This is a genomic window from Saccharothrix saharensis (genome assembly GCF_006716745.1).
Classification (GTDB): domain Bacteria; phylum Actinomycetota; class Actinomycetes; order Mycobacteriales; family Pseudonocardiaceae; genus Actinosynnema; species Actinosynnema saharense.
In genome coordinates, this window is the sequence record NZ_VFPP01000001.1 from 2,238,184 (window position 1) to 2,257,478 (window position 19,295).

General features: G+C 73.8%; 20 protein-coding genes. 13 read left to right on the forward strand and 7 right to left on the reverse strand.

Annotated features, from left to right (window positions below; genetic code table 11):
* Positions 1-24 precede the first annotated feature (24 nt).
* Positions 25-525, forward strand: coding sequence for a winged helix-turn-helix domain-containing protein (locus tag FHX81_RS08890; protein ID WP_141976819.1), 501 nt, complete (start codon positions 25-27; stop codon positions 523-525).
* Between the two features lie 6 nt (positions 526-531).
* On the opposite strand, the gene FHX81_RS08895 is transcribed toward FHX81_RS08890, so the two are convergent.
* Positions 532-1,383: a glycosyltransferase family 2 protein gene (locus FHX81_RS08895; RefSeq protein WP_425473878.1), complete on the reverse strand. Its 852-nt coding sequence runs from the start codon at positions 1,381-1,383 to the stop codon at positions 532-534.
* Between the two features lie 57 nt (positions 1,384-1,440).
* On the opposite strand from FHX81_RS08895, the gene FHX81_RS08900 reads away from it, so the two are divergent.
* The 6 genes from FHX81_RS08900 (at position 1,441) to FHX81_RS08925 (ending at position 7,830) form a co-directional block, all read left to right on the forward strand.
* Positions 1,441-2,367 carry an NAD-dependent epimerase/dehydratase family protein gene (locus FHX81_RS08900; protein ID WP_141976823.1) on the forward strand — a complete coding sequence of 309 codons (927 nt, stop codon included), beginning with the start codon at positions 1,441-1,443 and terminating at the stop codon, positions 2,365-2,367.
* 80 nt (positions 2,368-2,447) lie between these two features.
* Positions 2,448-4,064: a carbamoyltransferase family protein gene (locus tag FHX81_RS08905; RefSeq protein ID WP_141976825.1), complete on the forward strand. Its 1,617-nt coding sequence runs from the start codon at positions 2,448-2,450 to the stop codon at positions 4,062-4,064.
* Positions 4,061-5,152: a glycosyltransferase family 2 protein gene (locus tag FHX81_RS08910; RefSeq protein ID WP_141976827.1), complete on the forward strand. Its 1,092-nt coding sequence runs from the start codon at positions 4,061-4,063 to the stop codon at positions 5,150-5,152. Before FHX81_RS08905 ends, FHX81_RS08910 begins: the two co-directional genes overlap by 4 nt.
* Complete coding sequence (locus tag FHX81_RS08915; protein ID WP_141976829.1) at positions 5,149-6,039, forward strand: glycosyltransferase family 9 protein; 891 nt, start codon at positions 5,149-5,151, stop codon at positions 6,037-6,039. The genes FHX81_RS08910 and FHX81_RS08915 overlap by 4 nt, the downstream gene beginning before the upstream one ends.
* Positions 5,997-7,280 carry a UDP-glucose dehydrogenase family protein gene (locus FHX81_RS08920; RefSeq protein ID WP_141976831.1) on the forward strand — a complete coding sequence of 428 codons (1,284 nt, stop codon included), beginning with the start codon at positions 5,997-5,999 and terminating at the stop codon, positions 7,278-7,280. Before FHX81_RS08915 ends, FHX81_RS08920 begins: the two co-directional genes overlap by 43 nt.
* Positions 7,281-7,356: 76 nt before the next feature.
* On the forward strand, positions 7,357-7,830 hold the full coding sequence (locus FHX81_RS08925) for a VOC family protein (RefSeq protein ID WP_141976833.1): 474 nt from the start codon (positions 7,357-7,359) through the stop codon (positions 7,828-7,830).
* Positions 7,831-7,833: 3 nt separating this feature from the next.
* On the opposite strand, the gene FHX81_RS08930 is transcribed toward FHX81_RS08925, so the two are convergent.
* A complete protein-coding gene (locus FHX81_RS08930) occupies positions 7,834-8,538 on the reverse strand; it encodes an ABC transporter permease (RefSeq protein WP_141976835.1) in 705 nt (234 codons plus the stop codon).
* Positions 8,535-9,449, reverse strand: coding sequence for an ABC transporter ATP-binding protein (locus FHX81_RS08935; protein ID WP_141976837.1), 915 nt, complete (start codon positions 9,447-9,449; stop codon positions 8,535-8,537). Before FHX81_RS08935 ends, FHX81_RS08930 begins: the two co-directional genes overlap by 4 nt.
* A 109-nt stretch (positions 9,450-9,558) precedes the next feature.
* Here FHX81_RS08935 and FHX81_RS08940 point away from each other — a divergent pair, with 109 nt between their 5' ends.
* Positions 9,559-10,716 (forward strand): sensor histidine kinase, encoded by a 1,158-nt coding sequence (locus FHX81_RS08940; RefSeq protein WP_141976839.1) that lies wholly within the window; start codon positions 9,559-9,561, stop codon positions 10,714-10,716.
* Positions 10,713-11,315 carry a response regulator transcription factor gene (locus FHX81_RS08945; protein WP_141976841.1) on the forward strand — a complete coding sequence of 201 codons (603 nt, stop codon included), beginning with the start codon at positions 10,713-10,715 and terminating at the stop codon, positions 11,313-11,315. The genes FHX81_RS08940 and FHX81_RS08945 overlap by 4 nt, the downstream gene beginning before the upstream one ends.
* Here the strand turns inward: FHX81_RS08945 and FHX81_RS08950 are convergent.
* Positions 11,273-12,664: an aldehyde dehydrogenase family protein gene (locus FHX81_RS08950; RefSeq protein ID WP_425473879.1), complete on the reverse strand. Its 1,392-nt coding sequence runs from the start codon at positions 12,662-12,664 to the stop codon at positions 11,273-11,275. The genes FHX81_RS08945 and FHX81_RS08950 overlap by 43 nt on opposite strands.
* Positions 12,665-12,734: 70 nt before the next feature.
* Here FHX81_RS08950 and FHX81_RS08955 point away from each other — a divergent pair, with 70 nt between their 5' ends.
* Entirely contained in the window at positions 12,735-13,130 is a 396-nt protein-coding gene (locus FHX81_RS08955) for a ChaB family protein (protein WP_141976845.1), read from the forward strand.
* Positions 13,131-13,180: 50 nt separating this feature from the next.
* Here FHX81_RS08955 and FHX81_RS08960 read toward each other — a convergent pair whose 3' ends face one another.
* Positions 13,181-14,002: an SDR family oxidoreductase gene (locus FHX81_RS08960; RefSeq protein WP_141976847.1), complete on the reverse strand. Its 822-nt coding sequence runs from the start codon at positions 14,000-14,002 to the stop codon at positions 13,181-13,183.
* Between the two features lie 84 nt (positions 14,003-14,086).
* Here FHX81_RS08960 and FHX81_RS08965 point away from each other — a divergent pair, with 84 nt between their 5' ends.
* The 3 genes from FHX81_RS08965 to FHX81_RS08975 all read left to right on the forward strand — a co-directional run bounded on the left by FHX81_RS08965 (position 14,087) and on the right by FHX81_RS08975 (position 16,402).
* Positions 14,087-15,259 carry a zinc-dependent alcohol dehydrogenase gene (locus FHX81_RS08965; RefSeq protein ID WP_141976849.1) on the forward strand — a complete coding sequence of 391 codons (1,173 nt, stop codon included), beginning with the start codon at positions 14,087-14,089 and terminating at the stop codon, positions 15,257-15,259.
* Between the two features lie 17 nt (positions 15,260-15,276).
* Complete coding sequence (locus tag FHX81_RS08970) at positions 15,277-15,645, forward strand: hypothetical protein (RefSeq protein ID WP_141976851.1); 369 nt, start codon at positions 15,277-15,279, stop codon at positions 15,643-15,645.
* Between the two features lie 82 nt (positions 15,646-15,727).
* A complete protein-coding gene (locus FHX81_RS08975) occupies positions 15,728-16,402 on the forward strand; it encodes a DUF6766 family protein (protein WP_141976853.1) in 675 nt (224 codons plus the stop codon).
* A 46-nt stretch (positions 16,403-16,448) separates the two neighbouring features.
* Here the strand turns inward: FHX81_RS08975 and helR are convergent, their stop codons facing one another.
* On the reverse strand, positions 16,449-18,632 hold the full coding sequence (gene helR, locus FHX81_RS08980; protein WP_211363777.1) for an RNA polymerase recycling motor ATPase HelR: 2,184 nt from the start codon (positions 18,630-18,632) through the stop codon (positions 16,449-16,451).
* A 148-nt stretch (positions 18,633-18,780) separates the two neighbouring features.
* A complete protein-coding gene (locus tag FHX81_RS08985) occupies positions 18,781-19,281 on the reverse strand; it encodes a DUF6328 family protein (protein WP_141976855.1) in 501 nt (166 codons plus the stop codon).
* Between the last annotated feature and the right edge of the window lie 14 nt (positions 19,282-19,295).

A 19,295-nucleotide genomic window follows, 5' to 3' on the forward strand; every position in this document is an offset into this window, starting at 1 on the left:
ACGCCGCACTGGTCCGATCACCCCGTGACGGCATTGCCCGAGGTGACCGGCTTCGACGGGACGGACGTCGAGGTGACCGTGCTCATCCGCGTCTCCGCCCCCGGCACGCGGGTGGCGGACACGGCGGGGCGGCTCGCCGCGGCGCTGCGCTCGGCGCTGGACCTGCCGGGCGCCGACGTGGTGGTCGACCTGCCGGTCGTGCGCGCCGACCCCCTGCTGCGGATCCTGGTCGACTCGCGGCGGGTGCTGCACCGGGGCGTGCCGGTGGAGCTGACCAGGCTCGAGTTCGACCTGCTGCACCACCTGTGCGCCAACCCGCGCGTGGTGCACCGGCGGGCCGCCCTGATGGCGAGCGTGTGGGGCACGACGAGCACCGTGGACACCCGGACGGTGGACGTGCACGTGCGGCGCATCCGGCACAAGCTGGGTGAGGCGGCGTCCGTCATCACCACCGTGCGCGGCGTCGGGTACCGGGTGGACCACGCGGGCGAGGTCGTCGTGGAGCGGCACGCCCCCGCCGGGTGACCGGCGTCAGCCGACGAGCGCCACCCGTCGTTCCACCTCGGCGGGCAGCGGGCGGCGGTGGCGGACGACCGCGGGCAGCCTGCGGAGCGCGGCGACCAGTGCCGCGCCCGCGTCCCGGTCCCGCAGGGCCCGCCCGGCCAGCGCGAACGTCTCACCGAGCACCACCGCGGCCGGGCGGCGCAGCCAGGTGGTGAGCAGGTCGTTGCGCATCTCGACGCGACGCCGCCACGCCGTCGGCGGCCGGGACGACGACGGCTGGTGGTGCGCCACGACGGCGTCCACGTAGCAGCACGCCCAGCCGGACGCGGCCAGGTCCCAGGAGAAGATGCGCTCCTCACCGGGCCAGAACAGCACCGGGTGGAACCCGCCCACCCCCAGGAACGCCGACCGGCGCACGATCGCGCCGCAGCACACGAATCCCAGGACGGACGGTCCGGGCAGGTCGTCGTCACGGCCCAGCGGCGAACGGGCCATCTCCGCGCACACGGGGTCCAGCCGGCCGTCGGGCTCCACGACCGTGCGTGCCGCGACCAGCCCCAACCGGGGGTGCCGGGCGAACAGCTCCTCGGCGCACGGCACCGCGCCGGGCGCCCACCACGAGTCGTCGTCGCTGAACGCGACGTACGGGGTGGTCGCGTGCCGCACGCCGTGGTTGCGGGCCAGCGCGCCTTCGTTGCGCCCCAGGGCCAGCACCTCGACCTGGCCGAACTCGCGTCGCACCCTGGCCACGGTGTCGTCGGACGAGCCGTTGTCGACCACCACGACCGGCACGCGCAGCTCCGCGAGGCGGGTCAGCGTGCGCACGAGGTCGTCCGCGCGGTCACGGGTGGCTATCACCACGGTCGTCTGCGACACCAGCGAGTACTACCCCGGGAAGTGGTGGTTACTCCTCGGATCGAGGGGTAGGCCCAGGTCATGGGATTCGAACGCGCGGTGGTGACGGGTGGGGCCGGGTTCCTCGGCTCGCACGTGTGCGAAGCGCTGCTCAAGCGCGGCACGCGGGTGGTCTGCGTGGACGACTTCCGCACCGGGTCGCCGGACAACCTGCCGGACGACCCGCGGCTGGGCGTGGTGGTCCAGGACGTGGCCAAGCCGCTCGACCTGCTCGGCGACGTCGACCTGGTGCTGCACCTTGCCTGCCCGGCGTCGCCGGTCGACTACCTGAGGATGCCCGTCGACACCCTCAAGGTGGGTGGTTTCGGCACGCTGCACGCGCTGGAGCTGGCTCGGCGCAAGAACGCGCGGATCGTCATCGCCTCCACCAGCGAGGTGTACGGCGACCCGTTGGAGCACCCGCAGCGGGAGAGCTACTGGGGCAACGTCAACCCGGTCGGCCCGCGCAGCGTCTACGACGAGGCCAAGCGCTTCGGCGAGGCCATGACCTGCGCGTTCCGCGGCGAGTACGGCGTGGACACCGGCATCGTCCGCATCTTCAACACCTACGGCGCGCGGATGCGCCCCGACGACGGCCGGATGATTCCCACTTTCGTGCGACAGGCCCGCGCGGGCGAGCCGCTGACCGTGCACGGCGACGGTTTGCAGACCCGGTCGCTGTGCCACGTGGACGACCTGGTGCGCGGCCTGCTGTCGATGGCGGAGAGCGACCACCCGGGTCCGGTGAACCTCGGCAACCCCGAGGAGGTCACCGTGCTGGAGGTCGCGCGGAAGGTGATCGAGCTGATCGGCGGCACGTCCGCGATCGAGCACGTCGACGCGATGACGGACGACCCGCGCCGCCGCCGACCGGACATCTCGCTGGCCCGGCGGGTGCTGGGCTGGCAGCCGGAGATCGGGTTGGACGAGGGACTGCGGCGGTCGTTTGACCGGCAACTCGTCGGGTAGTCGGACGACACCGGTCCGCGACGGTCCGCGACCCACGCCGGTGGCAGTCCACACAGGAGTTGGAGCGAAAGGGGAAAGCCGTGCGCGTGCTCGGTATCAACGCGGTCTTCCACGACCCCGCCGCCGCCCTCGTGGTGGACGGCGAGGTGGTGGCCGCCGCGGAGGAGGAACGCTTCTCCCGGCGCAAGCACGGCAAGCGGCCCGTGCCGTTCTCCGCGTGGGAACAGCCCGAACAGGCCGCCCGCTGGTGCCTGGAGCGCGCCGGGCTGACCCCCGCCGACCTGGACGCGGTCGCCTACTCCTACGACCCGGACCTGGTCGAGCCGAACGACGTGCCGTGGGAGGACCTGCGCACCGAGTACGCGCGCCGCGCGCCGTACTTCCTGGCCACCGCGCTGCCGGGGCTGGACCCGGCGATCGTGCGGTTCGTGCCGCACCACGTGGCGCACGCCGCGTCCACCGGTCTGGCCGCGCCGTTCGGCGGCGACTGCGCCGTGCTGGTCAACGACGGTCGCGGTGAGTGCCGCTCGCACCTGGCGGGCAGCTACCGGGGCCACCGGCTGGAGACGCTGGCCGCGCAGCACCTGCCGCACTCGCTCGGCCTGCTCTACGAGGACCTGACCGAGCACCTGGGCTTCCTGCGCTCCAGCGACGAGTACAAGGTGATGGCGCTGGCCTCCTACGCCGAGCCCAAGCACCTGGACCTGCTGCGCGAGCACGTCCGCGCGACCGAGGACGGCGGGTTCCACATCACGCCGCTGGACTGGGCGACGCTGGCCAAGCGCCGCGGCCCGGACGACGAGGTGACGCGGGAGCACGCCGAGCTGGCGGCGAGCGTGCAGGTGCGCGTCGAGGAGGTGCTGCTGGACCTGGTCCGGTGGCTGCACGAGCGCACCGGGCAGAAGCGGCTGACCATGGCGGGCGGCGTCGCGCTGAACTGCGTGGCGAACACGCGGATCTTCGCCGAGGGGCCGTTCGACGAGGTGTGGGTGCAGCCGGCGGCCGGTGACGCGGGCACGGCGCTCGGCGCGGCGCTCCAGGTGGTGGCGGACGCCGGTGAGCCGGCCGCCGCGATGCCCGGCGCGGACCTGGGCCGATCGTGGACCGACGCCGAGATCGAGGACTACCTGCGCAACGCCAAGGTGGCGTACGAGGAGCCGGACGACGTGGCCGTCGCGGTGGCCGAGGCATTGGCCGAGGACAAGGTGGTGGCCTGGTTCCAGGGTCGCAGCGAGTACGGACCTCGGGCGCTGGGCCGCCGGTCGCTGCTCGCGCACCCCGGCAAGGCCGAGAACCTGGAACGGCTCAACAACGTGAAGGGGCGCGAGCAGTTCCGGCCGATCGCGCCGATGGTGCTGGCCGACCGCGCGGCCGAGCTGTTCGACCGCGGGCCGCTGCCCAGCCCGTACATGCTGTTCGTGCACGACGTGCGGCCCGAGTGGCGTGACCGCGTCCCGGCGGTCGTGCACGTGGACGGCACCGCGCGCGTGCAGACCGTCGACCCGGGCACCGAGCCGCTGATGGCCCGGGTGATCCGGGAGTTCGACCGCCGCACGGGCGTGCCCGTGGTGGTCAACACGAGCCTGAACACGGCCGGGCGGCCGATGGTGGACGACCCGCGTGACGCCCTGGAGTGCTTCGGGTCGGCCCCGGTGGACCTGCTGGCCATCGGCCGGTTCGTGGTGCGCCGGCCATGAGCGTCGACTACGCGGTGGTGATCCCCACCGTCGGCCGGGACAGCCTGGAGGTCGTGCTGGACGCGCTGGAGCACGGCGTCGGGCCGCCGCCGCGCGAGATCATCGTGGTGGACGACCGGCCCGAGCCCGGACCGCTGCCGCCGACCCACTCGGCGCGCGTGCTGCGCACCGGTGGCCGCGGCCCGGCCGCCGCGCGCAACGCCGGGTGGCGTGCCGCGTGCTGCGAGTGGGTCGCCTTCCTGGACGACGACGTGGTGCCGCCGCGCGACTGGAAGCAGCAGGTGACGTCGGACCTGGCGAAGCTGGGGCTGGACGTGGGCGCGTCGCAGGCGCGGATCGTGGTGCCGCTGCCGGAGGACCGCCGGCCGACCGACTGGGAACGCGGCACGGCCGGGCTGGCGGACGCGCGGTACATCACCGCGGACATGGCCTACCGCCGGGCGGCGCTCGTGCACGCGGGCGGGTTCGACGAGCGGTTCCCGCGCGCGTACCGGGAGGACGCCGAGCTGGCGCTGCGCGTGCTGGCGCACGGGTACCGGATCGTGAACGGCGACCGCGTGACCACGCACCCGGTGCGGGAAGCGGACTTCTTCGCCAGCCTGAGGCAGCAGCGCGGCAACGCCGACGACGCGTTGGTGCGGCGCCTGCTGGGCCCCCGGTGGCGTGAGCGGATGGGCGGCGCACCCGGACGGCTGCCCTGGCACGTGGCCACCACGGCGTCCGGCGCGCTCGCCGTCCTGTGCGGACTGCTCGGGTGGCGGAAGGCGGCGGTGGCGGCCGGTGCCACGTGGGCCGGGCTGACCGGGTGGTTCGCCGCGCAGCGCATCGCGCCCGGACCGCGCACCCGCGACGAGGTGGTGAAGATGGTCGTCACGAGCATCGCCATCCCGCCCGCCGCGTGCGCGCACCGGTTGCGCGGCGAGTTCCGCCACCGGGCCGTGCCGGTCGAGGGACGGCAGCGCCGCCGGGTCGTGCCGGTGGCGGACGCGCTGGACCGGCTGCGCACGCGCGGCGGACCCGCGGCGGGCCGTTCCCGGGTGCCGCGCGCCGAGTCGTCCGGCGGCGGGTCCGGGGTGGTGCGGTCGTGAGGGTCCTGGTGCTGCGCGCGCTCGGCCTCGGCGACCTGCTCACGGCCGTGCCTGCGCTGCGCGGGTTGCGCCGCGCTTGCCCGGACGCCGAGATCACCCTGGCCGCGCCCGGCTGGCTGGCCGACGCGGTCGACCGGATCGACGCGGTCGACCGGCTGCAACCCACCGAGGGGCTCGTGCCGATCGACTACGAGTCGCCGGACCTCGCGGTCAACCTGCACGGGTGCGGACCGCGGAGCACCGAGCTGCTGCGCGCCACCCACCCCGCCCGGCTGATCACGCACGGCGTGCACGTGCCGTGGCCCGCGCACCAGCACGAGGTGCTGCGGTGGTGCCGGTTGCTGGCGCAGTTCGGCATCGCGTGCGACCCCGACGACCTGCACCTGCCGCCGGTGCCGCGGCACGACCACGTCGTCGTGCACCCCGGGGCGAGCCACGGCGCGCGGCGGTGGCCCGCGGACCGGTTCGCGGCGGTGGCCCGCGCGCTGGGCCCTGACGTGGTGGTCACCGGGAGCCCCGCCGAGGAGCCGTTGGTGCGCGAGGTGGCGCAGGGCCGCTCGCGCGTGGGCGACCTGGCCGGCCTGCTGGACCTCGTGGCCGGCGCACGACTCGTCATCTGCGGCGACACCGGCGTGGCGCACGTCGCCACCGCCTACCGCACGCCGTCCGTGGTGTTGTTCGGACCGGTGTCCCCCGCCGAGTGGGGACCTCGGTCGGGGCCGCACCGGGCGCTCTGGCACGGGACGACCGGCGACACGTTCGCCGACCACCCCGATCCGGGGCTGCTCGGGATCACCGCGGACGAGGTGCTGGACGCCGCGCGATCGCTACTGGGAGGTGGACCGTGGCCAGGATCGGCGTCATCGGCGCGGGCTATGTCGGGCTGACCACCGCGGCGTGCTTCGCGCGGCTCGGGCACACCGTGGTGTGCGCGGACGTGGACGAGGTGAAGGTCGCCGCGCTGGGCCGGGCCGAGATCGGCGCGCACGAGCCGGGGCTGGGCGAGCTGGTCGCGGAGGGCCTGCGGGCCGGGCGGCTGCGGTTCGTGCTCGGCAACGCGGAGGCGTTGTCCGACGTGGACTTCGTGTTCCTGTGCGTGCCGACGCCGACCGGTCGGGACGGCGCGGCCGACCTGTCCGCGGTGCACGCGGTGCTGCGCGAGGCGCGGGGCGCGGTGCGGTCCGGCTGCGTGCTGGTGATCAAGTCGACGGTGCCCGCCGGCACGACCGTGCGGGTGGCGGAGCTGGTGGGCCGGTCGGACGTGCGGGTGGTGTCCAACCCGGAGTTCCTCCGCGAGGGGCACGCGGTGGACGACTTCCTCCGGCCGCAACGGGTCGTGGTCGGGTCGGAGGCCGAGGAGGCCGCGCGCCGGGTGGTCGCGCTGTACGCGGGGACGGGCGCGCCGGCGCTGGTCACCGGCAGCGCGAGCGCGGAGCTGGTGAAGTACGCCAGCAACTGCTTCCTGGCGATGAAGCTCTCGTACGTCAACAGCCTGGCCGAGCTGTGCGAGCGGGTCGGCGCGGACATCGGCGACGTGACCGAGGGCATGCGGCTGGACGACCGGATCGGGGCGTCGTTCCTGGAGCCGGGGCCGGGTTGGGGTGGTTCGTGCTTCCCCAAGGACACCAGGGCGTTGCTGTCCACGGCGGAGGAGGCGCACGTCGACTTCCCGTTGCTGCGGGCGACGATCGGCACGAACGGCCACCAGGCGCACCGCGTGGTGGCGATGGTGCGTGACGCGGTGGGCGGGTCGCTGGGCGGCGCGCGGCTCGGGCTGCTCGGGTTGACGTTCAAGGCGGGCACGGACGACCTGCGTGATTCGCCCGCGCTGGCGGTGGCCTCGCTGCTGGCCGAGGAGGGCGCGCGGCTGACCGGCTACGACCCGTGCGTGTCGGCGGACTGCGGCCCGGTCCGGGTGCTCGACTCGGCGGAGGCGGTGGCGGCAGGCGCGGACGGGCTGGTGGTGCTGACCGAGTGGCCCGAGTTCGCGGAGCTGGACTGGCCGAACCTGGCCGCGGCCATGACCACCCCGGTGATCGTGGACACCCGCAACCTGCTGCCGGTGGAAAAGGTCGCCGAGGCCGGCTTCCACCTGGTCTCGCTGGGCCGGCCGACAGCGCCGAGGTGACCCACTAGGACCTGAACCGACCTACATCGTCCCTAACGTGGTCCGCAGCGAACACGACCGACGAGGAGACGATCGAGTGAACGTCGTGCCCGACGGCTACCACACCGTCACGCCCTGGATCATCACCGCCGGCCGCACGGCCGAGCTGATCGACTTCACGGTCGCCGTGCTGGACGGCGTCGAGCTCGGCCGGGTGGAGGCCGACGGGGTGGTCGGCCACGCCGAGGTCCGCGTCGGCGACTCGGTGGTGATGATGTTCGACCGGCCGGGATGGCCCGCCACCCCCGCGTTCCTGCGGCTCTACGTCGCCGACGACGCCGAGGTGCTGCGCCGGGCCGTCGCGCGCGGCTCGGTCGTGGTGACCGAGCCGACCGAGCTGTTCTGGGGCGACCGGGTCAGCCGCCTGCGCGACCCGTTCGGCAACCTGTGGTGGGTGCACCAGCGCGTCGCGGAGCCGACCCAGGACGAGCTGCCCGCCCGGATGGCCGACCCCGCGTTCGTCGCGGCCATGGCGTACGTGCAGAGCGCCGACTTCTCCCCCGCCGGCTGATCGCTACCCGCGCGGGTCCCAGCGGAAGAAGCGGGTGGCCAGGGCGGTGGCCGCGACGGTCCACAGGGCCACCGCCAGCACGGCCGGGCCGACCTGGTCGGTCGGGCCGCCCCACGCGGCGTCGACCAGCGTGCCCAGGCCCGTGCCCGGCACCAGGAACACCCACGGGTCCACCTCGCCGTTCGAGCCGAACAGGCCGCCGACGACCAGCGCGAAGAAGAACGGCGCGGTGGTGATCTGGGCCAGCTCGGCCGTGCCCGTCACCCCGCTGGTGGCCACGCCCGCCGCGCAGCTCAGCGCCACGCCGCCGACCAGCGCGGGCACCAGGAGCTCGGGCCGGGCAGGCAGGGGCGCGCCCGCCGCCACGCTGATGCCCAGCAGCACGAGCGCCTGCGCGAGCCCGAGCAGCACCACCGGCAGCAGGACGCCGGTCAGCACCACGACGTCGGACGCCGCGCCCGTCCGCAGCCGCTTGAGGTAGAGGTCCTGGCGGCGGGCGGTCAACGCGGTCGTCACCGTCACGTACACGGTGAACCCGAACGAGAACAGCAGTTGCAGCGTCACGACCATCGTCCAGCCGGTCTGCTCGCCGTCCATCGCGAGCGCGAAGTACAGGCCGGCGGCCATCGGCATCAGCACGGCCAGCGCGGCGGCGGTCCGGTTGCGCAGCAGGAGCTTCAGCTCGGCCACGCCCAGTGCGGCGATCATGCGGCCACGACCTCCCTGCCCGTGCGGGCGTTGTGGAACACGTCCTCCAGCGATGCGTGGTGCGCCCGGATCCGACCCAACCGCAGGCCCTCCCGCCCCGCCCACGCCAGCAGCAGCGCCAGGTCGTCCTGCAGGTCGGACGTGCGTACCTCGACCCGGCCGGACGGCCGGTGCACCACGTCGCCGGACAGCATCGGCAGCGCGCCCACGTCGAGCGGGCCGGGCAGGTCGAACTCGATCCGGGCGGGCTGGGCGGCGAGCACGTCCACCAGAGCCCCGGACACCGCCACCCGCCCCTCGTGCATGATCGCGAGCCGGTGCGCGAGCGACTCGGCCTCCTCCAGGTAGTGCGTGGTCAGCACGACGGTCGTGCCCTCGGCCAGCAGGCCCCGCACGACCTCCCACGTCCGCTGCCGCGATTCGGGGTCGAGCCCGGTCGTCGGCTCGTCCAGGAACAGCAGCTCGGGCCGCCCCAGCACGGCGAGCGCGAGGTCCAGCCGCCGCCGCTCGCCGCCGGAGAGCTGCTTGATCCGCACGTCGCGCCGGTGCGCCAGGTCCAGCCGCGCCAGCACGTCCTCGGTGGCCCGCCGACCGCTCGTGACGCCCCACAGCGCCACCATCTCGCGCGCGGTCAGGTCGGCCGGGAACCCGCTGTCCTGCAGCATGATCCCGGTGCGCGACCGCAGCGCCGCCCGTTCCCGGAACGGGTCCAGCCCGAGCACCCGCACGGTGCCGCCGAACGGGGCGCGCAGCCCCTCCAACGTCTCCATGGTGGTGGTCTTGCCCGCGCCGTTGGTGCCCAGCAGCGCGAACAGCTCACCGCGCCGGACCTCGAAGTCCACCCCTCGCACGGCTTCGAAGTCGCCGTAGCGGCACCTCAGGTCCGCCACGTCGATCACTTTCTCTCCCATGGCCACCATGCTGGCCGCCGCCGTGGGCCGCACCCAGTGCCGCGGCGCACCGGTCCGTGTGACAGATGTCAGCAGACAGCGGTGCGACCCGACTCGTAGATTCGTCGGTGTGACTCCCCTGAACAGGCTCCGCCGCTACACGTGGTGGACCGTGGTGGCCGGCGGCGTGGTGGCCGGCCTCGGCACGGTGCTCGACCTGTTCACCCACGACTACGGCGTGCTGGAGTCGGTGGCGCTGGTGGTCGCCGTGGCGGTGGTGATCGGCCAGCACACCCGGTACATGCGGCGGGCGATGATCGGGCTGGGGCGCGGCGACGGTTCCCCGTGGGAGCACGCGGCGACGTTCGCCGTGGCGCTGGGCGCGTGGGCGGCGACGAGCGGCGCGAACGGGTTCCTGCCGGCCTGGGCCATGCTGCCCGCGCTGGTGGTCGCGCACGTGGGCGCGGTCACGCCGGCGCGCGGCCGTTGGCCGCTGGTGGCGGTGATGACGGTGCTCTCGGTCGCCGTGGGCGGGCTGTTCGGCGGTCCCGACGCGCAGCCCGCGATGGTCCTGGCGGGCGCGATGGTGCTCGCGCTGGTGTTCGCCGACCTCGCCCAGCTGTGGATCTGGGACCTGGCGGTGAAGCAGGAGGAGAGCCGCCGGACCGCCGAGGCCCTGGCCGTGGCCGAGGAGCGGCTGCGGTTCGCCGCCGACCTGCACGACATCCAGGGCCACCACCTGCAGGCGATCGCGCTGAAGGGCGAGCTGGCGCAGCGGCTGATCGGCCGGGACGACGAGCTGGCCAGGCAGCACGCGGGTGAGGTGGCCGAGCTGGCCCGCACGGCGCTGCGGGAGACCCGCGAGGTGGTGCAGGGCTACCGGCGGGCGAGCCTGGGCACCGAGATCACCAACGCGGTGGGCGTGCTGCGGGCGGCGGGCATCGAGACGACGGTCGAGGGGGACGCGGCGGACGTGCCGCCGCCGTTGCAGCCGCTGTTCGGCGCGTTGGTGCGGGAGGGCACGACGAACGTGCTGCGGCACAGCCGGGCGCGGCGGTGCGACCTGCTGATCGACGTGGTCGACGGCCAGGTGTGCGTGCGGCTGCGCAACGACGGCGTGCCCGCCGACTTCGCGGGTGCGGGCAAGGCCGGCGCCGGCGCGGGCGACGTGGGCGCGGGGCTGGCCGGGCTGCGCGAGCGGTTCGCCGCGGTCGGCGGGCGGGTCGAGGGCGGCCCGGCCCGGTCGGAGGGGTTCGAGCTGGTCGGCAGGGCGGGGGTCGGCCGGTGATCCGCGTGGTGCTGGCCGACGACGAGGACCTGATCCGTGGTGCGCTGGCGGCGTTGCTCGCGCTGGAGGACGACATCGAGGTGGTCGCCCAGGCCAGCGACGGCGAGGCGGCGGTGGCGGCGGTGCGGGCGCACCGGCCCGACATCGCGGTGTTCGACCTGGAGATGCCCCGGCGCGACGGTGTGCTGGCGGCCGAGGCGGTGCGCGGGCTGGACGGCGTCGCGGTGGTCATCGTCACCCGGCACGCGCGGCCCGGCGTGCTGCGGCGGGCGTTGAGCGCGGGCGTGCGCGGCTTCGTGCCCAAGACGACGCCGGCCGCGCAGCTCGCCTCGATCCTGCGGGACGTGCACGCGGGCCGGCGGTACGTGGACTCCGAGATCGCCGCCGCCGCGCTCACCGAGGGCGCGTGCCCGCTGACCGCGCGCGAGCTGGACGTGCTGCGGTACGCGCTGCGAGGCGGCACGGTGGCGACGATCGCGCGCGAGGCCCACCTGGCGGCGGGCACCGTGCGCAACTACCTGTCGTCGGCGATGACCAAGCTGGGCGTGCGCACCCGCTACGAGGCCGCCCGGCTCGCCTGGGACGAGGGCTGGATCTGAGCCTGGCCGAGGTGCACGACCTTGACCGTGGTCATCTCGTCCAGCAGCTCCGGGCCGTAGCCGAACCCGGTGCCCGAACCGCGGCGCGGCTGGGCCGCCCCGCCGGGCGCGCCGCCGAACACCGCGTTGACCTTCACGGTGCCCACCGGCAGCGCCCGCCACGCCTGCTGCGCGTGCGCCATCGACCCGGTCAGCACGGTCGCGGCCAGGCCGTGCTCGTCCACGCACGCCTCCGCCAGGCCCACCTCGAACGACGGCACCACGCGCACGGGCGCCACCGGGCCGAACGTCTCCTCCCGCAGCACGCGCATGTCCGGCGTGCAGTGGTCGAGCACGGTCGCCGGGTAGTAGGCGCCCTCGCGGTCCGGGACCTCGCCGCCGACCAGGAGCCGGGCGCCGTCCGCCACCGCTTCGGCGACGTGCGCGTGCACGTGCCCGCGCATCCGCAGGTCGACCAGCGGCTGCGGGTCGGCGTTCCAGCGGCGTGCCTCCTCGCACAGCGCGGCCAGGAACTCCCCGGCCACCGCCTCGTGCACGAAGATCCGCTCCACGGACGTGCACAGCTGGCCCGCGTTGGTGAACGCGCCGATCGCCGCCTGCCCGGCCGCCCACACCGGGTCCACGTCGGCGTCGACCAGCAGCGGGTCGTTGCCGCCGTTCTCCAGCAGCGCCTTCGCGCCGGTCCGGGCGCAGGTGGCCGCGATGGAGCGTCCGGTGGCCGTGCCGCCGACGTGCGCGACGACGTCCACGTGGGGTGACGCGGCCAGCGCCGCGCCCACCGAGGCGTCGCCGGTGAGGCTCTGCAGCACGCCCGGCGGGAAGTGGTCGACCATGAGCTGCGCGAGCAGCACACCGGTGTGCGGGCACCGCTCGCTCGGCTTGTGCACGACGGTGTTGCCGGTCACCAGGGCCGCTCCGAGCAGGCCGCACGCCACCGCGACCGGGTCGTTCCACGGGGTGAGCGCGACGACCACGCCGCGCGGCTCGGGCAGCATGAAGTCGGCGGCGTCGTGCGACCCCTGCAACGACCGGCCGCGGTGGACCGGTCCCAGCTCGGCGTACTGCTCCAACGTGGACACACCGGCCAGCACACCGTCGCGCGCGGACGCGGCCGGGCGGCCGGTCTCGGAGTGCACGGCGTTCGCCAGCTCGGTCGCGTGCTCGCGGATCGCCTGCGCTGCGGCCTTGAGCGCGGCTCCCCGTTCGGCGGCGGGTGTCGCCGCCCAACCGGGCTGCGCTTCACGCGCGGTGAGCACCGAGCCGGCCACGTCCTCGTCCGTGGCGATGGGCAGCCAGCCGATCAGCTGACCGTCGACCGGGCTGTGGACGTCGAGTGCGTCGACACGCATGTCCGTCATGGCCTCCGGGTACCCCCGTGGCCGAGGTGAAACCCGAGTCGGAGCCCCGAGGAGGACAGCCATGCCCGGACGTGAGGAGTTGCCGAGCACGATCGCGCGCTCGTCGAAGAAGGCGCAGCGGACGTGGATCAAGGCGCACGACTCGGCCGTGCAGACCTACGGCGAGGGCCGGCGCTCGCACCGGACCGCGTTCGCCGCGTTGAAGCACTCGTTCGAGAAGGTCGGCGACCACTGGGAGCCCAAGCAGCAGAAGGGCCCGTCCGACAAGCAGGCCGCGCGCAGCACGCCGAAGCAGGGCAAGACGGCCGGCGGCGTGGACGCCAACGCCAGCAAGCAGCACCTGTACGACCTGGCCAAGCGCCTGGACGTGCCCGGCCGGTCGACCATGACCAAGCAGGAGCTGGTCGAGGCGATCGGCAAGGCGAACAACCGCAAGACCGCCAAGGCCCGGTCGTAGCACCCGACGCCCGGGGGGTGCGGCCCGGTCGGACCGCACCCCCTGAGCGGTCAGGGTTCGAGCCACTCGCGGTCGGTCAGGAGCTGGCTCGCCTGGGGTCCCATCAAGGTCATGCCGCCGTCCACCACGAACGACGCGCCGGTCACGTAGCCGGCCGCCGGCGTCGCCAGGAACGCCACCACCGACGCCACCTCGCTCGCGTGCCCCGGACGGCCCAGCGGCACACCCGGCCGCGGCTCGGTGCGCGGGTCGACGTCCTCCTGGCCCGTCATCGGGGTGGAGATCTCGCCGGGCGCGACCGAGTTCACCGTGATGGCGTGCTCGGCCAGTTCCAGCGCCAGCACCTTGGTCAACGCGCCCAGCCCGGCCTTGGCCGCGCAGTAGGGCGCCGCACCGACCCTGGGTTGGTGCTCGTGCACCGACGTGATGTTGATGATCCGACCGCCCCGACCGGCCGCGATCATGTGCTTCGCCGCGCGCTGCGCGCACAGGAACGCGCCGTCGAGGTCGACCGACAGCACACCGCGCCACGTGTCGAAGTCCATGTCCACGGCCTTCTGCGCGGACCCGGTGCCGGCGCAGTTCACCAGCACGTCGACGCCGCCCAGCTCGGCCGCGAGGTCGTCGACCGCGGACGCGGCGGTGGGCAGGTCGGTCAGGTCGAGCTGCCGCACGACCGCCCGCACGCCCTGCCCGCGGACCTCCCGCGCGGTGGCCTCGGCGCCGTCGGCGTCGGAGTGGTAGGTGATGCCGACGTCCACACCGCCGCCCGCCAGGGCGACCGCGATGGCCTTGCCGATGCCGGAGTCCGACCCGGTCACGATCGCGCGCGTCGGCGCGCCCGCCCGGTCCTGGGGTAGTGGTGCGCTCATGGGCTGCGGGTACCCGGGCCGGTGTTTGCCACACGCCGTGCCGGGAACGCTCCGGTCAGTTCCACAACGGCGGGAGGAGCACCGATGAAGGCCGTCACCTGGCACGGCAAGCGGGACGTTCGGGTGGACACCGTGCCGGACCCCGTCCTCAAGGAGCCGAGCGACATCATCGTCCGCATCACGTCCACCGGGCTGTGCGGTTCCGACCTGCACCTGTACGAGGTGATGGGTCCGTTCATCGACGAGGGCGACATCCTCGGGCACGAGCCGATGGGCGTGGTGGAGGAGGTCGGGGCGGAGGTCACGGCGGTCCAGCCCGGCGACCGGGTCGTGGTGCCGTTCAACATCTCGTGCGGCACCTGCTTCATGTGCGATCGCGGCCTCCAGTCGCAGTGCGAGACGACCCAGGTGCGCGAGCAGGGCTCGGGCGCGGCGCTGTTCGGCTACACCAAGCTGTACGGCCAGGTACCCGGCGCGCAGGCCGAGTACCTGCGCGTGCCGTTCGGCAACACGTTGCCGATCAAGGTTCCGGAGGGCCCGGCGGACGACCGGTTCGTGTACCTGTCCGACGTGCTGCCCACGGCGTGGCAGGCGGTGGAGTACGCGGGCACGCGGGACAGCCTGGTCGTGCTCGGGCTCGGGCCGATCGGCGACATGGCTACGCGCATCGCGCAGCACCGGGGTGTCGAGACGGTGATCGGGGTCGACCTGGTGCCCGAGCGCATGGCGCGGGCGCGCGGCAACGGCGTGACCGTGCTGAACGCGCGGGACAAGCACCTCGTGGACCACATCCGTGAGCTCACCGGCGGTCGCGGGCCGGAGGCCGTGATCGACGCGGTGGGCATGGAGGCGCACGGCGCGCCGGTCGCGAAGCTCGCCCACCAGGCCGTCGGCCTGCTCCCGGACGCCATCGCGGCGCCGTTCATGCGGAATGCGGGGGTGGACCGGCTGCACGCGCTGCGGTTGGCGATCGAGATCGTGCGGCGCGGCGGCACCATCTCGATCTCCGGCGTGTACGGCGGGATGGCCGACCCGATGCCGATGCTGACCCTGTTCGACAAGCAGGTGCAGTTGCGCATGGGCCAGGCCAACGTGTGGCGCTGGGTGCCGGAGATCCTGCCGCTGCTCACCGACGACGACCCGCTCGGCGTCGACTCCTTCGCCACCCACCACATGCCGCTCGACCAGGCGCCGCACGCCTACGAGATCTTCCAGCGCAAGCAGGACAACGCGGTCAAGGTGCTGCTGCGCCCGTGAGGGGTTACCGTCCTGTGATGATCCGCTTCCGGTGGTGTGCCGCCGTGGCGTTGCCGGCGGTCCTGGTGCTGGGTGGCTGCGGCACGGGTTCGGACGACCTGGTCCGGCGGGCGGCGGAGGAGTTCACCGCGGCGGTGTCCTCGGGCGACTCCGACCGGGCGTGCGGCCTGCTCACCGAGAAGGCCCGCGAGGACGTGGAGTGCTCGTCGCTGGACGTTCCGGGTGGGACGGTCCGGTCGGTGGAGGTCTGGGGTGACGCGGCGATCGTCCGCACCTCCGCCGACGTGCTGTTCCTGCGGGACGTGACGTCGGGGTGGCGGGTGGCCGGCGCGGGCTGCGAGTCGCGGGGCGAGCGGCCGTACCGGTGCGAGGTGGGTGGGCCGTGACGCAGCGGGGCATGTTCTACGCGTACCTGCTGGGCGTGCTGGCGTTGTTGGTGTGCTTCAGCGTCATCGGGTTGGTGGGGCTGTGAAGAGGTTCCTGCGGGACAACGGGTTGGGGCTGGCGTTCGGACTGCTGTTCCTGGCCTCGCTGATCGGCCAGGCGTTCGCGGGCAACGCCGACCTCAACGACCACCGGTTGGCCGACGGCGGCGACCCGATCGGTTTCTGGCAGTACGTGGCGTCGTCGGACTTCGCGGTGGACGTGGCGGAGAACTGGCAGTCCGAGTACCTCCAGTTCTTCCTGTTCATCTTCGCCACGGTGTGGTTGATGCAGAAGGGGTCCACCGAGTCGAAGACCGCCGAGCGGTTGGGCGCGGAGTCCGACGAGGACCAACTGCTCGGCGCGCACCTGGAGGAGCAGTCGCCGCCGTGGGCGAAGGCCGGTGGTTGGCGCACCAAGCTGTACTCGAACTCGCTCGGCCTGGTCATGCTCGGGCTGTTCGTCGGCTCCTGGCTGACCCAGTCGATCGCCGGGCGCAGCAAGTACAACAACGACCGGTTGAACGCGTTCCAGGACCCGGTGTCCTGGTGGGACTACGTGCTGTCGCCCGACTTCTGGAACCGCTCGCTGCAGAACTGGCAGTCGGAGTTCCTGGCCATCGGGTCGATGGTGGTGCTGAGCGTCTACCTGCGCCAGCGCGGCTCGTCGCAGTCCAAGCCGGTGGGCGCGCCGCACGACTCGACCGACGAGTCCGGGTGACCGCCGGTTCGCGGCCGGTCCCGACTCGGGACCGGCCGCGAGCCCGTCACGCCGTCGCGGGCGCGCCGACCGCCACCAACCCGCGCAGCGCGGGCGGCAACGGGCCCTGGTGCACGACGCCGAGGCGTTGCGTGGCCCGGGTGAGCGCGACGTAGAGCTCGGCCCAGCCGCGCGGGCCGTCGGCCAGGATGTGCTCCGGTTCCACGACCAGCACGGCGTCGAACTCCAGCCCCTTGGTCTCCGACGCGGGCACCGCGCCGGGCACGCCGGGTGGCCCGATCACCACGCTGGTGCCCTCCCGGTCGGCCTCGGCCCGGACGAACTCCGCCACGGCGGCGGCCAGCTCGTCCCCGCCGACCTGCCGGGACCACGGCTGGACGCCGCACGCGCGCACCGACTCCGGCGGCGTCACGTCGGGCGCGAACTCGGCGAGCACCGCGGCGGCGACGGCCATGATCTCCGCCGGGGTGCGGTAGTTGACCGTCAACGACCGGTAGGCCCAGCGGCCGGGCGCGTACGGCTCCAGCATCGCGCCCCACGACGTCGCACCGGCCGGCGAGCGGCGTTGCGCGAGGTCGCCGACCACGGTGAACGACCGACCGGGACAGCGCCGCACCAGGACCCGCCAGTCCATTTCGGACAGCTCCTGCGCCTCGTCCACCACGACGTGCCGGTAGGTCCAGTCGCGGTCCGCGGAAGCGCGTTCCACCAGTTCGCGGGTGTCGCGCTCCAGCACGCGGTCGGCCAGGTCCTCGGCGTAGAGCAGGTCGGTGGCGAACAGGTGGTCCTCGTCGTCCATCGAGTCCTGCCTCCCGACGAGGCTGTCCAGCACCTCGGCGGCGTACCGCGTCTCCGCCTGCCGCCGGCGCTCGGCGGCCCGGTCGTCGGACTTGTCGCGACCGAGCAGGTCGACCAGCTCGTCCAGCAGCGGCACGTCCGACACGGTCCAGGCGTCGCCGTCGGCGCGCCACAGCGCCTGGTCGGCACCGGCCGCCCGCAACCGCTCCGGTGACGCGTAGAGCGCGGACAGCAGCGATTCCGGCGTCAGGACCGGCCACAGCTCGTCCAGCGCGGCGGTGAAGGCCTCGTCCTCGGCGAGCTCCTTGACCAGGTCCGCCCGCAGGCGCTCCCACGACTCGCGGTCGGACCGGGTCAGCCAGTCCTTGCCGATCCGGGCGATCGCGCGTTCCGTGAGCACGTAGGTGACGATCTCGGCGAACACCGCGCGAGCCTCGTTGTGCGGCAGCCCGCTGGTGCGCGCCTCCTCCCGGGCCCACCGCGCGGTCTCGGCGTCGATCCGCCCGCGGACGCCGCCCAGCTCGACCACCAGCGGCTCCTCCGGCAGCCGCTGCCGGTCCGCCACCGCCGCCGCGAGCACGTCCAGGATCTTCAGCGAGCCCTTGAGCCGCGCGGCCTCCGGTGCGTCCTCGGCGGTGACGCGCAGGCCGGGCACGAGGTCGCCGGGCGTCATGAAGACCACGTCGGACTCGCCCAGCGACGGCAGGACGCGGCCGATGTGGTTCAGGAACGCCGGGTTGGGCCCGACGACCAGCACACCGTGCCGTTCCATCCGCTCGCGCCGCGTGTAGAGCAGGTAAGCCACCCGGTGCAGCGCCACCACGGTCTTCCCGGTGCCCGGACCGCCCTCGATCACCAGCACGCCGGGGTGGTCGAGCCGGATGATCTCGTCCTGCTCGGCCTGGATCGTCGCCACGATGTCGCGCATGCCCTCGCCGCGCGGCGCGTTGACCGCCGCGAGCAGCGCCGCGTCCCCGCGCTCCGCGCCGTCCGGGCGGCCGAGCACCTCGTCGGTGAAGTCGAGCACCTCGCGGCGGCGGGTGTGGAACTGGCGGCGACGGCGCATGCCCTCCGGGTTGGCCGCGGTGGCGACGTAGAACGGGCGCGACGCGGGCGCACGCCAGTCGAGCAGCACCGGTTCGTACTCGTCGTCCTCGTCGAACAGGCCGATCCGCCCGATGTAGGAGCGCTCCCCCGACACGGCGTCCAACCGGCCGAAGCACAGCCCGTTGTCCGCCACGGCCAGCCGCTTCACCTCCTTGGCCAGCGCGCGCACCTCGTCGTCCCGCTCCAGCGCGGTGCCGCCGGTGCCCAGCAGCGCCGCGTCGTACCGCTCCTTCACGCGCGCCCGTTCGGCGTCGAGCCTCCGGTGGAGGTCCGCCACGTAGCAGCGCTCGGAACGCAGTTCTCCGTCATAACCCTGAGTGGACACGTGCCCCCGGTTTCCGCAGGTCCTGGCCTTGGCCGTGGCATTCTGCGGCATCACCGGGGGCTTGCCGCAAGCCCGGGGGTGCGCTATAAGTTGAAGGTGGCGGGAGAACGCCGTGCGCTTCCTCCGCCGAATGTCGCGGGAAACCCGCTCACTCGATGCGGTCCTCGTCGTCCTCGTCACCGTCCGTGACGGTGTCCCGCCTGCGCTCGTACCACGGCCAGGCGAACCACAGCGTGCCGAACACCAGCGCAGCGAACACGCCCATCACGATCGCGATCCAGCCACCGACGATCACCTCGCCGAGCATGAGGATCGTGCCGGTCATGGCCAGGGCCAGGCACACCAGCCCGGCGATCGCGAAGCGGTTGGCGATCTCGATCACGTCCTCGCGCCTGCCGCGGCGGAAGAGCAGCCGGTGCCAGGGCGCGGGCGCGGTGAGCAGCGCCACGGCCCCACCGGCGAACAGGATGGTGATCAGATGGGTCGCGCGGATGTAGGCATCGGCCGACGCGTAGCGCTCCGTGAAGACGATCGACAACAGGAAGCCGAACAGGATCTGCACGCCCGCCTGCGCCACGCGCAGCTCCTGCAACAGCTCGTTGAGGTTGCGGGCCAACCGTCGTTGGTGGGACTCCTCAGCCTGACTCACCGCCACCACTTACC